Origin of the sequence: Rhodococcus sp. SBT000017 (assembly GCF_003688915.1) — a bacterium.
Taxonomy (GTDB): Bacteria; Actinomycetota; Actinomycetes; order Mycobacteriales; family Mycobacteriaceae; genus Rhodococcoides.
Window position 1 is genome coordinate 37,789 of sequence record NZ_REFU01000003.1, and the last position, 12,313, is coordinate 50,101.

At 63.6% G+C, this 12,313-nt stretch carries 9 protein-coding genes; 3 read left to right on the forward strand and 6 right to left on the reverse strand.

The genetic code is table 11. The features are described from left to right. Positions 1-5 precede the first annotated feature (5 nt). A complete protein-coding gene (locus tag AYK61_RS25495; protein WP_121873671.1) occupies positions 6-3,665 on the reverse strand; it encodes a CHAT domain-containing protein in 3,660 nt (1,219 codons plus the stop codon). Between the two features lie 388 nt (positions 3,666-4,053). Here AYK61_RS25495 and AYK61_RS25500 point away from each other — a divergent pair, with 388 nt between their 5' ends. From AYK61_RS25500 to AYK61_RS25510, 3 genes are all read left to right on the forward strand, one after another. Beyond that, positions 4,054-5,397, forward strand: a complete 1,344-nt coding sequence (locus AYK61_RS25500; protein ID WP_121873672.1) for a DUF2254 domain-containing protein — start codon at positions 4,054-4,056, stop codon at positions 5,395-5,397. Positions 5,398-5,432: 35 nt separating this feature from the next. Beyond that, positions 5,433-5,966: a MarR family winged helix-turn-helix transcriptional regulator gene (locus AYK61_RS25505; RefSeq protein ID WP_121873715.1), complete on the forward strand. Its 534-nt coding sequence runs from the start codon at positions 5,433-5,435 to the stop codon at positions 5,964-5,966. Between the two features lie 102 nt (positions 5,967-6,068). Next, positions 6,069-6,893 (forward strand): hypothetical protein, encoded by an 825-nt coding sequence (locus AYK61_RS25510; protein WP_121873673.1) that lies wholly within the window; start codon positions 6,069-6,071, stop codon positions 6,891-6,893. 12 nt (positions 6,894-6,905) lie between these two features. Here the strand turns inward: AYK61_RS25510 and AYK61_RS25515 are convergent, their stop codons facing one another. The 5 genes from AYK61_RS25515 to AYK61_RS25535 are packed head-to-tail and all read right to left on the reverse strand — an operon-like array spanning position 6,906 to position 12,294. Further along, positions 6,906-7,682, reverse strand: coding sequence for an enoyl-CoA hydratase (locus tag AYK61_RS25515; RefSeq protein WP_121873674.1), 777 nt, complete (start codon positions 7,680-7,682; stop codon positions 6,906-6,908). Next, positions 7,679-8,587 (reverse strand): 3-hydroxyisobutyrate dehydrogenase, encoded by a 909-nt coding sequence (mmsB, locus tag AYK61_RS25520; RefSeq protein ID WP_121873675.1) that lies wholly within the window; start codon positions 8,585-8,587, stop codon positions 7,679-7,681. Before mmsB ends, AYK61_RS25515 begins: the two co-directional genes overlap by 4 nt. Then, entirely contained in the window at positions 8,584-9,642 is a 1,059-nt protein-coding gene (locus tag AYK61_RS25525) for an enoyl-CoA hydratase/isomerase family protein (RefSeq protein WP_121873676.1), read from the reverse strand. Before AYK61_RS25525 ends, mmsB begins: the two co-directional genes overlap by 4 nt. Further along, positions 9,639-10,778: an isobutyryl-CoA dehydrogenase gene (locus tag AYK61_RS25530; protein ID WP_121873677.1), complete on the reverse strand. Its 1,140-nt coding sequence runs from the start codon at positions 10,776-10,778 to the stop codon at positions 9,639-9,641. Before AYK61_RS25530 ends, AYK61_RS25525 begins: the two co-directional genes overlap by 4 nt. A gap of 7 nt (positions 10,779-10,785) precedes the next feature. Next, entirely contained in the window at positions 10,786-12,294 is a 1,509-nt protein-coding gene (locus AYK61_RS25535; RefSeq protein ID WP_121873678.1) for a CoA-acylating methylmalonate-semialdehyde dehydrogenase, read from the reverse strand. Between the last annotated feature and the right edge of the window lie 19 nt (positions 12,295-12,313).

The following is a 12,313-nucleotide window of genomic DNA, read 5'->3' on the forward strand; positions in this document are numbered from 1 at the left end:
CGCTATCACGTGTCGACATCGCAACCCCATCCGAAGACGGCGTATGGTGCCCAAGAGAACGGGTCCAACGCTGTCCGGGGATCTTTGCGCAAATTTCCCACCGATGCATGCAGCGCGCGAATTACCACGTCGCCGATAGCAGAATCTTCGGCCGAATCCAGAGCCTGATACAGCGACGCAACCACGGGTATTGCGGACGAATCTCGCATCGGCATCGTCGCCGCGACGGTATGCCGAAATCCGGCTTGTCGAGCGGCACCTGCCATGTGGAGAGCCTCATTCGGGAGACGGATATCACCAGTGGCGGAGTCGCATGTCAGGAAGACCGCCAATTGCGCATCGGGCACGTCACACTCGGCGAACTCACCGAGGGCGAAGACACCGTCGTGCAGGCGAAATCCGGATTGCACCGTCTCGTCGTCGCCGAGATGTCCGTGCGCACTCACGTGCAGGAACTGGTGAGTGTTGATCGCATCGCGCACTGCGTTCACAGTCGCGGCCGTGTCGAGAAGCTCGGTGATTGTGACGCTGCCGACCGCAGACGACATTGCGGTGTACTCCTCGGGAACGGCGTCGAGGTTCCCCTCGGTGTCGGTGGCCACGTACAGGAGTCGTCGATCACTTCGATCTGTTTTCGTCGTACGCCTCGGCTCCGACACCAGGACCGTGGGTAGGTACGCGTTGAGCGCCCCCTCTGCGACGCATGTCCACTCGGTCGAATCGACTTCGACCAACTGCTGCAACGTCCGCGGGTAGTGGCCGGCAGCATGCAGCGGAAGCAACGAGAAGTCACCAATCGGTGACCACCAGATACGAGCCAAGTCCACGCTGTCAGGCACATCAGCGAGGATCGGCGCCGCCACGCAATCCCACAGCCACCCGAGGCAATCAAATATCTCGTGACGTTGACGCCTGGCATCTCCGAATGTCGATTCGGAGGAATGAGTCTGACGCGCTGCAGCCTTGCGAAACAACTCGGTCTGCTGTGCGAGCGCGTCGGCCCCGACACGCGGCAGCTCGACCGTTCGCGACCCCTTCGAATCACCCACCAGGAGCGCGGTCGACGACTCCTCTCCAGGAATCAGCAACACCAGCGTTCCTGGCAAGGACAACGAGTCGTACGCCTTGCTGCCCGCGGCATCGAGCGTCAGCGCCATCCCCGCGTCATGAGCGAGGGATCTGCGTCGTTCCCGAACTTGCCTGTCTGTCACGGAGGCCAGACCGAGGAGCGGCGACAGATCAACCGAACCGACTGCCGTCTGCGCGGACCGCACATGCATCGTCTGTCGCCACAGCACTGAGCGGATCTGATCGGCCCACGCAAGCGCATCGCCGTACTGCTGTTGCGCAACAGCAAATCTCACTGCACTGACGAGCGCGCCCGCCAACTGTTCGAGCAACCGGCGGCGCTCGCCGAGACTCATACCGACCCAAGCGACTTCCGTCGTCAGTTCGACAGCCTGACGATGCGCCGAGAGCGCCTCGCCGGGAGCCGAGTACGCTTCGGCATCCTCCGCCCATAGCGCGGACTGCGCGAATCTGTGAGCTGCAGGAATCTCGCTGAGTGCAGCAGCGCGCCGCTGAACGTCGAGGATTTCACCGAGGGATACAGAATCTGGGTCGAGGGTGCGCGAATAACGCAGCGCGCGAGCTAGGTTGGCCAGCGCTGGCAGGAGCCTGGGATCACTGTCACCCGCGATCGCAATTCCATGTTCCGAGGTATCGATGGATGCTGCAATGTCAGCACGGGCGGCTTCCATCTCACCCACCGACTCCCGAAACACCGCACGCTGCCTGTACGCGTCGCCTAGGTTCGACAGACGGGACGCCGCATCTGCGTGGTTGTCCGGCAGCACCTCGACCGAGGTAGTCAGGTGGCGAATAGCTTCGTTGAAGTTCGTCACCAGTCCGGTGTGGTGCGCCTTGGCGGTCAGGGCGAGGCCTAGGTTTGAGGCGTACCCAGACATTTCGGCTACTCGTTCGCCTGCACGGGACAGCGCGTCGGCGAAGAATTCGATTGAAGCGTCGAGATCCTCCAATGATGCGGTGATCTCGTATCGTTCTACCAGTGCGTTGCCCAGGTTGCTCGCGAAGCCCGGCCACATCACCGAATTGCTGTCGGTGTCCTGAACCGCTCTCTCCGACAACGCGATTGATTCGTCGAGATCGCCTCGATCGAGAGTTGTCTCGAATCGAGCCCGCAGAGCAAGCGCCAGATCGTTACGTCTCTCGGCAACCCGAATTGCTACCGATTCCTCGCACGCGAGCGCTCCGCGGTAGAGGCCTATCGCGCGGTCGAGGTCTGACAGGTTCGCCCGTTCGTCGAAGTTATCGCTGAGCGTGACCGCGAGGTTGGTCAGGCGAGCCGGATACTCGCGGTGCGTATCCGGAGTGAGGCTCACGGCCTCGTACGCGGACGTGGTTGCCTGATCCAGGTCCTCCAGGGAACGAGTTGTCGCGTACCGGTCCCTTAACGCCGTGCACAGCGTCGTGAGCGCTGCCGCGCGGAAGAGACTCGGCCGATCCAACAGCAGCAGGGCATCGCCACTCCGCTCGATCGCCCGGTCGATCAGTGCCGGATCGGACAGTAGATCCGCCGCGACTCGTAGGGCAGCACTGTAGCTCGCCAGTGTGCGCCCGGTGTCTGCAGCGACCGGGTCTGCGGCGGCGATAGCGGACTCGTACCTATCGAGCGATTCACGGGCTGAATTTCTGTCGGCTAAGTGATGTGCGAGGTCGCTCGCCACGCCTGCCCACACTGCGAGGATGAATGCTCTGTCAGGGTGTGCGTCGACCACGTTCGATGGAAATTGCCGAAGCAGCCGAAGCCCCTCCACGAGATTCTTCGGCTCCGTCGTGTGATGGAACCGTTGCCTCATCAGTCCCACGAGAGTGGCGGTCAGTACAGGAAAATCGGGATCGTCACCGTCGAGATTCGCGAGCGCTTGGTGTGCGGCATCGACGGCCTGAACAATGAGCTCAGGATCCGGACGCTGATCGTGCAGGGCGTCGAGCGCATGGGACAGGGTCGACCAGCTGTTCGCCGTGTCACGCGAGTCTGGCGATTTCTCGTCAATCGCCTGCCTAGCGTAGCGAACGGCGTCCTCCAAGTCGGCCAAAGACGCATCGGCGTGACTCAGCGTTTCGGCGAGATTTGTTAACACACCACGGCGGGTATCTGGATCTACCGCACCTGATTCAGCCGCGGACCTCAACAGCTCCAGCGCCCGCGCGCGGTCGGCACCTGTTGGCTCGGGCCGTCGGTTCATCAGGCCGACAGCCAGATTGGCTTGGCACTCTGCCCGAAACTCTGCGTCCCCACTCTCCCCGATCTGCTCCAGCGCAAGTTCGAAAAGCCTGCAATATTCACCGAGATCGTCTGGATCGAACCTGTCCCACAACATGAGAGCCAGCTCCGCCAAGTACTCCGGCTTGCCTGACTTGGGCCCTGCTACCACCGCCCGTGCGCGCAGGATGGCGTCGTCGAGATCGTCGGCGTCGGCGTTTTGGTGATACCGCGCTTGCAACAAAGTGGCCACGTGCCACTGCAAGTCGGCCCAATCGTCATCCGTCTCGTCCAGTCGATCGAGCGCGTCGCGCATGGCATCGAGCGAAGGCTCGGCGGCCGCGAATTCCGACTCGTCTGGACCCTCAGCATCAGCCACATCGCAAGTATTACTGCGAGGAGCGATCGCAGGAATAGGCCGATTGAATCTGATCGGGAACTTACAGTGAATATCACTGCGAAATCACTCGAACGCATGACACAGTCGGCAGCACAATCTCGCCGAGAATCAGTCCCTCGGAACTGGCTACGCGACGGCAGCATCCATGGGTCGACGTTGCGAAGCACTGCTGCCGCGGACGTAGCGATCGAAATTGAGATGTATTGCCTAGGTAGTTTTCGCGGTCCGAACTGACCGCGCCTAGCCACTCGGCCACACCCGCATCACCGATGACGATGCCGTATCGGATGGACGTGGACCACAGTTTCGATCACCGTGATTCGAATACCGAGGGTTGATTCGGACGCCCACGGGAAGACTGTGCGTCATGAAGGAACACATGGCGAAGCTGCGGGAATCGTTCTGGTTCATTCCCGCCGTCCTCGGAGTTGTCGCACTCGTGCTCGCGCAGGCCCTGGTGAGTCTCGATCGCTATCTGCTCGACACTCGCGTGGATCTGACGGGCTCGTTGCTCTATCACGTGGGTGCCAGTGGCAGCCGCGACATCCTCGGTGCCATCGGCGGCTCGATGCTCGGTGTGGCCGCGACGTCGTTCTCCATCACCATCTCGGTTCTCGCCACCGCCAGTTCCTCGTACGGCCCCCGCCTGGTGCGCAACTTCATGGCCGATCGCGGCAACCAGGTGGTGCTCGGAATCTTCGGTGCCACGTTCCTGTACTCGCTGATGGTGCTGCGGTCGATTCGCTCGATCGAATCCGACGGGTCGGTCTTCGTCCCGGACATCGCCGTCAACGTTGCCGTTGCGCTCGCGGTGGTCGACGTGGGTGTGCTCGTCTACTTCATCCATCACATCGCGCAGTCGATCCAGGTGGCGACGCTGTCCGGCCGTGTCCGAGACGAACTGTCGGAGTCCGTCGACGCGCTGTACCCGCCCGAGCAACCCGCTGATGCAGCGTCGGCGGAGGGCATCGTCAAGCCGCCCGTCTACACCACGGTGTTGGCCGAGGAGTCCGGCGTGATCATCGACATCGACGAAAACGGCTTGCTGGACATCGCTGCCGACACCGACACATTGATCGACATCCATCGAGTGCCCGGTGAACATGTCGTTGCCGGTGAGCCGCTGGCCGATGTTCTGGCCGATCGCTCGGCCGACATCTCCGACGATGCGTTCGCGCGAGTTCGAGGGTCGTTCGACATCGGCACCAGTCGAACACCCCGGCACGACATCGCTTTCGCCGTCGAGCAGATGACCGAAATGGCGGTGCGCGCCTTGTCGACGGGGGTCAACGATCCGTACACGGCACGCAACGCCATCGACGATCTCACGGTCGGACTCGTCGCGGTCGTCCAGCGCCCCATGCCCTCTCGTGCTCGATGCGGCTCCGACGGCACCGTGCGGGTGATCACTCGCCGCGTCGCCGTTCCGTCGCTGATCGACCATGCCCTCGATGCCGTGCGGATCTACGGCACCGGCAGCCCGATGGTGGTGCAGGCAGGCATACGTCTCGCCGAGCGAGTCGGTCGCGCGGCACACTCCTCCGAGAACGTCGACGCTGTCCTGACCCAACTGGAGCTGCTGGACAGTGCGTTGGCATCGGGCGACGCCGACACCGCCCGCACAGCCGATGCCCGAGAGCAGATCTCGCGCGCGAGGACCGCGATCACCGATCGGGTTCCCCTGGCAGTACCTCGCGTCGTGATTCGGTAGACGCCACAACCGGACACCGTGGGAGGATGGTCGGTATGCCAGCACCGTCTCCGCTTCCCCTCGATCCCATTGCAGAGGCACACCGCCAGTGGACCGAGCACGGGTGGTCCGAGGCCGCCGACGGTATGGCAGCAGTGACGTCGTTGATGCGCGCGCAGCAGATCATGCTCGCCCGAGTCGAGGAAGCGTTGAAGCCGACGGGACTGACCTTTTCGCGCTACGAGTTGCTGACGTTGTTGACCTTCACCAAGAACGGCGCTCTGCCGATGGCGAAGGCGAGCGCACGTCTGCAGGTTCATCCCACGAGTGTGACCAACGCTGTCGATCGCCTCGAGTCGGTGGGATACGTTCGACGCATCCCGCATCCGAGCGATCGGCGCACCACGCTGGTCGAAATCACCGAGCAGGGACGCACGTTGGCAGTCGAGGCCACCGAGCGCCTGAACTCGCTGGTCTTCGCACGCCCCGGGCTGGCGCGTGACAAGTTGATGGCGCTCGTCCGGATCCTGGCGGAACTGCGTTCGGATGCAGGCGATTTCGACAGTGATGACATAACCACATCGTTCTGAGTTCGATGGTGACTCGTCACAAGACAATGGCACACCCGTACCGTTCGTGGTGCAATTGCACCGGGAACAGGGCGGAGTCGATCTGCTGAAGGGCGGGGCGGGGTGCTGGTGTTGGGGGTCGGGGCGGGTGCGCACGGTGCACGCGCGATTCTGACGTATCTGGACAGCCCCCACCGCACACCCATCGTGTCTCGGACGGTGCGCCGCGCTCCCGGGCAGTCGCTGTCCACCACGATCGCCACCGGCGTCGATGCGATCCACTCCATCGCCGCGACGATGTCGCTCCCGGTGCAGTTCTCGGCCATCGCCTACCGGGTTGCCACCGATCCCGGTTCGGTCGCCACCCGAGGCACGGCCCGCACGGCATCGCTCGTTCCGGAAACCGCTGCGCAAGTGCGCTATCTGCGTTTCATCGGGCTGGTACCCAATCACGGCGTCACCGTGTTGTGCGACATCGGAAGCACCGGAACCACCGTCACCGTCATCGATCTCGCGTCCACTCGCACCCTCATGACGCGGCGCACCGCCACGTTCTGCGGCGACGATCTCGATCACTCGGTTCGTAGGCTGCTCTCGTCCAACGGCGTTCGCGTCGGAATCGACGCCAGCCGATCCATCAAGGAGCAGTTGAGCGTCGACTCCGTCGTCAGCACCACCGATGCAGCCGGTGCTGCACGGCATGTGCTGACCCGACGCGACTTCGACGATCTGATCGCCGGACCGGTGCGGTACGCGGGCATGCTGGTGGAGCAGACCATCGAATTGTCCGGTGCCCGACCGCAGTCCATCGTCGTGGTCGGCGGCGGCGCGAACATCACCTCGATAGCGCGGTCTCTCGAGCTGAGGACCGGCCTGACGACGCTGGTGCCCTCGATGCCGGAGTTGGTCTCGGCCCGTGGGGCCGCCCTCCTGTCCCCGGACAGATAGGGCGGACCGGCCCTATCTGTGCTGGAAGTTCGGCGTCCGCTTCTCGATGAAGGCCGACATGCCTTCCTTCTGATCCTCGGTGGCGAAGGTCGAGTGAAACACGCGGCGCTCGAACAGAACCCCCTCGCGCAGGCTCAACTCGAACGATCGGTTCACCGCTTCCTTCGCCATCATGGCGACCGGTAGCGACATCTCGGCGATGGTGGTCGCGGTCGCGATGGCGTCGGCGAGCAAATCGGCGACCGGCACGATGCGCGAGACCAATCCTGCTCGCTCGGCTTCCTCGACCTTCATGTTGCGGCCGGTCAAGCACATCTCCATGGCCTTGGCCTTGCCCACCGCTCGCGTCAGGCGCTGCGACCCGCCGATTCCCGGAATCACACCGAGCTTGATCTCGGGTTGTCCGAATACCGCGGTGTCCGAGGCGATCAGAACGTCACACAGCATCGCGAGTTCACACCCGCCGCCGAGTGCGTAGCCGGAAACCGCCGCGATCAGAGGTGTTCGAGCCGATGCCAGTCGATCCCAGGCGGCGAAGAAGTCGTCGAGGTACACGTCCATGTAGGACTTGGGCTGCATCTCCTTGATGTCGGCCCCGGCCGCGAAGGCCCGCTCGGAGCCGGTGATCAGGATTGCACCGATGTCGGAGTCCGCGTCGAGTTCCTCGACCACCGAGACGACTTCACGCATCAGCTCGGAGTTGAGCGCGTTCAACGCCTTCGGACGGTTGAGCGTGATGATGCCGACGCGTCCTCGACGCTCGAGCAGAATTGTCTCGTAGTCACTCACAGGCCTGCTCCGTTCGAGCGCTCGCGGATGTCGTTGATGATGCCGGAGAAGTCGACATCGGTGCCGCCCCCGGACGTTTCCTTGAATCGAGCGTACAACTCGGCTGCCCGAAGGCCGAGGACGCCCTCGACACCGTTGTCGCGCAGTGCATTGGCAGCCAGACCCAGGTCCTTGTCCATGAGAGCCGCAGCGAAGCCAGGCTTGTACTCGTTGTTGGCGGGGCTAGTCGGAACCGGTCCGGGCACCGGGCAGTTCGTGGTCAGTGCCCAGCATTGACCGGACGCAGTCGAGGCCACATCGAACAGTGCCTGGTTGCTCAGCCCCAGCTTCTCCCCCAGCACGAAGGCCTCACTGATGGCGATCATCGACACTCCGAGGATCATGTTGTTGCAGATCTTGGCGGCCTGGCCGTTGCCCGCCGCACCGCAGTGCACCACCTTGCGGCCCATGACATCGAGAACCGCTGCAGCAGAGGCGAAATCCTCCTCGGATCCGCCGACCATGAAGGTCAACGTTCCCGCGGCCGCGCCCCCGACACCGCCGGAAACCGGCGCGTCGAGACTGCGGTGGCCGGCCTCGTGCACAAGCTTGTGCGCGGCGTGGGCGTCGGCGACGTCGATGGTCGAGGAATCGATGAACAACGTGCCCGGCGCGGCAGCAGGCAGCAGGTCCGCGTACAACCCGAGTACCAGTTTGCCGTTGGGCAGCATCGTGATCACGATGTCGGCATCGGCGACGGCGGCCACGGCCGATTCCACGACGGTGACACCGTCCTTCGTAGCCTGCTCCAGCGCCGCGGGTACCAGATCGAAGCCCTGCACCGTGTAGCCGGCGGCAGCCAGATTGGCGGCCATCGGTCCACCCATGTGGCCGAGGCCGATGAAGCCGATCGTCTTCTCGCTCATGACTGCTCACCTTCTGTGTGTGCGTTCGACAGGCCCAGCTCCGCGTCCCCGAGAGGTGCGAAGTACCGGTCGACGTCCTCGGGCGTGACGTCTGCCAACGTACGCGGTTGCCATTGCGGGTTGCGGTCTTTCTCGACCACCTGTGCTCGAATTCCCTCGACGAGGTCGTGGCTGGACAGCGACGCGACCGACACGCGGTATTCCTCGTCGAGTACCGCCTCGAGCGTCGGCAGCGTCGCTGCCCGACGCAGCGATCTCAGTGTCACTGCCAACGACACAGGCGATTTGGACGCAATGTCCTGCGCCGACTTCTGCGCCTCGGGCACTGCGCTGGCGGCCAGGGCGTCCACGATGCCCTGGACGTCGTCGCCGGCGTAGCACTCGTCGATCCATTCCTGCTGACCGACAACTGTGGACTCCGGTGCCGGCTCGCTGAACGTCGCGACGGCCTCTCCGACGCTGACCGTCTCGAGTGCTGAGTAGAAGTCCTCCAGCTTGTCGGAGGGGATGTAGTGATCGGCGAACCCGACCGCGATGGCGTCGGCGGCATTCATCCGCGCCGTGGTGAGCGCGAAGTGGGTGCCGATCTCGCCCGGTGCGCGCGAGAGCAGGTATGTGCCACCCACATCGGGAACGAAACCGATACCGACCTCGGGCATCGCGATCTTCGATCGCTCGGTGACGATGCGAGTGTTGGCATGTGCCGAGAGCCCGACGCCTCCGCCCATGACGATGCCGTCCATGATGGCAACGAACGGCTTGGGGAACCGAGCGATCGCGGCGTTGAGGATGTACTCCTCCCGCCAGAAGTCCTTGCTACCGCTGCCGCCGTCCTTGGCATCGTGGTAGATGGAGACGATATCGCCGCCGGCACACAGTCCGCGCTCACCTGCTCCGGTCAGCAGAACGACGTCGACTGCGTCGTCGGTTGCCCACTGCGCCAATGCCGGTGCGATCTCACGCACCATCGCATGATCGAGCGCGTTGATGGCTTTCGGGCGGTTCAAGGTGATCCGACCGATACCGCCGGAGACCTCGAGGATCACGTCGCTCATGCGGCACCCACGATCGATCGAGCGACGACCACCCGCATGATCTCGTTGGTGCCTTCCAGAATCTGATGCACCCGAAGGTCACGAACTATCTTCTCGACGCCGTATTCGCTGAGGTAGCCGTAGCCGCCCAGCAGTTGCAGCGCTCCGTTGGCGACCTCGAATCCGGTATCGGTTCCGAAACGCTTAGCCATCGCGCACATTTCGACCTTGTCCGGAGCGTCGTGCTGCAACGCGTCCGCGGCCCGCCACAGCAGCGTGCGGGCGGCCTCTAGTTCGGTCTTGAAATCGGCAAGTCGGAACTGGAGCGCCTGCGCATCGAGCAACCGCGCGCCGAACGCCTTGCGCTCGGAGAGGTAGGCAACGGCCTTGTCGAGAGCGGACTGCGCTCCGCCGATCGAACACGCGGCGATGTTGATGCGTCCGCCGTTGAGTCCGTTCATCGCGATACGGAACCCGTCGCCTTCGTTGCCGAGCAGATTCTCGGCCGGAATGCGAACGCCTTCGAGAACCACCTGCCGGGTGGGCTGAGCATTCCACCCCATCTTCTTCTCGTTGGCTCCGAACGAGAGTCCCGCGGAGTCCCTCGGCACGATGAACGCCGAGATGCCCCGCGGCCCTGGTGCACCGGTGCGCGCCATCACGATGTACACCTCGGATGTGCCTGCGCCGGAAATGAATTGCTTGACGCCGTCCAACACGTACTCGTCGCCGTCGCGCACCGCCTTGGTGCCGAGCATCGCTGCATCGGATCCCGCGCCCGGCTCGGTGAGGCAGTAGCTCCCCAGCTGGTCCATCGTGCACAGTCCCGGGAGCCAACGTTGCCGTTGCTCGTCGTTGCCGTAGGTGTCGATCATCCAGGCGACCATGTTGTGAATGGAGATGTATGCCGCGATGGACGGGTCACCGGTGGCCAGCTGCTCGAAAATCCGCACCGAGTCGACTCTGGTCAGACCCGATCCACCCACATCCTCGCGAATGTAGATGCCACCCATTCCCAGTCCCGCTGCCTTGCGCAGCACGTCGACCGGAAAGTGTTTCTGCTGATCCCATTCGATGGCATTCGGTGCCAGGAACTCGTCGGCGAATTCCCGAGCGGTGTCGTTGATCGCTCGCTCGTCCTCGTTCAAGGTGAACATCGCCGGATCAGTCCATGTTCGGAATGACGAAGTGATTCTGCGCTGCAGCCTCTTTGGTGCCCGACGGCCAGCGCTGGGTGACCGTCTTGGTCTTGGTGTAGAAGCGGATCGAATCGGGTCCGTGCTGGTTCAGATCGCCGAATCCCGAACGCTTCCAACCACCGAACGTGTGGTACGCGATCGGCACCGGAATCGGTACGTTGACTCCGACCATGCCCACCTGTACGCGGGAGCAGAAGTCTCGCGCAGTGTCGCCGTCACGGGTGAAGATGGAGACGCCGTTGCCGTATTCGTGCTCGGTGGGCAGACGCAGCGCATCCTCGTAGTCCTTCGCGCGGACGACGATCAGGACGGGTCCGAAGATCTCTTCCTTGTAGATCCGCATGTCGGTGGTCACCTTGTCGAACAGCGTTGCACCGGCGAAGAATCCGTTCTCGTGGCCTTCGAGACTGAAGCCGCGGCCGTCAACGACCAGCTCGGCTCCCTCGTCCACACCGATCTGGGTGTAATCGTTGACTCGCTTGAGCGCATCGCTGCCCACGAGCGGGCCGAAGTCCGCGTTCTCGTCATCGGAGCGACCGATCTTCAGCTTCGCCACGCGCTCGGTCAGCTTGGCGACCAACGCGTCGGCGGTCTCCTCCCCGACCGGAACCGCGACGGAGATGGCCATGCAGCGCTCGCCTGCCGAACCGTAGGCGGCACCGAGCAGCGCGTCGGCGACCTCGTCGAGGTCGGCGTCGGGCATCACGAGGGCGTGGTTCTTGGCTCCACCGAAGCACTGTGCGCGCTTGCCGTGCTGGGCTGCCGTCTCGTAGATGTACTGCGCGATGGGCGTCGAGCCGACGAAGCCGATGGCCTTGACGCGGTCGTCGGTGAGCAACACGTCGACGGCAGTCTTGTCACCGTTGACGACGTTGAACACGCCCGGCGGGAGTCCTGCTTCGAGGAACAGCTCGGCAAGCTTGAGTGGGACGGACGGGTCGCGCTCGGAGGGCTTGAGGATGAACGCGTTTCCGCAGGCGATGGCCGGTCCGGCCTTCCACAGGGGAATCATTGCGGGGAAGTTGAACGGGGTGATTCCGGCTACGACGCCGAGCGGCTGACGCATCGAGTAGACGTCGATTCCGCCGCCTGCACCTTCGGTGTACTCGCCCTTGAGCAGGTGCGGGACGCCGACGGCGAACTCGACGACCTCGACGCCACGCTGGATGTCACCCTTGGCGTCGGCGATCGTCTTGCCGTGTTCGGACGACAGCAGACGGGCGAGCTCTTCCATATCGCGAGTGACCAAGGCGAGGAACTTCATGAGCACCCGCGCACGACGCTGCGGGTTCCACTTGGCCCATTCACGTTGAGCCTGTTCGGCATCGGCGATGACGGCCTCGACCTCCGATACGTCGGCCAGGGGAACCCGGGCCTGAACCTCGCCGGTGTTGGGGTCGAAGACGTCCCCGAAGTTTCCGGAGGTGCCTGCGACATGCTTGCCGCCGATGAAGTGCGTGAGTTCGCGAGCCATGGAGTTTGTCCGTCCTCGA

What these genes read in the sequence shown, in the direction of transcription:
- AYK61_RS25525 (WP_121873676.1), bottom strand. Translation starts at nt 9,642, where the DNA reads ATGAGCGACGTGATCCTCGAGGTCTCCGGCGGTATCGGTCGGATCACC.
- mmsB (WP_121873675.1), bottom strand. Translation starts at nt 8,587, where the DNA reads ATGAGCGAGAAGACGATCGGCTTCATCGGCCTCGGCCACATGGGTGGA.
- AYK61_RS25535 (WP_121873678.1), bottom strand. Translation starts at nt 12,294, where the DNA reads ATGGCTCGCGAACTCACGCACTTCATCGGCGGCAAGCATGTCGCAGGC.
- AYK61_RS25530 (WP_121873677.1), bottom strand. Translation starts at nt 10,778, where the DNA reads ATGTTCACCTTGAACGAGGACGAGCGAGCGATCAACGACACCGCTCGG.
- AYK61_RS25505 (WP_121873715.1), top strand. Translation starts at nt 5,433, where the DNA reads ATGCCAGCACCGTCTCCGCTTCCCCTCGATCCCATTGCAGAGGCACAC.
- AYK61_RS25500 (WP_121873672.1), top strand. Translation starts at nt 4,054, where the DNA reads ATGAAGGAACACATGGCGAAGCTGCGGGAATCGTTCTGGTTCATTCCC.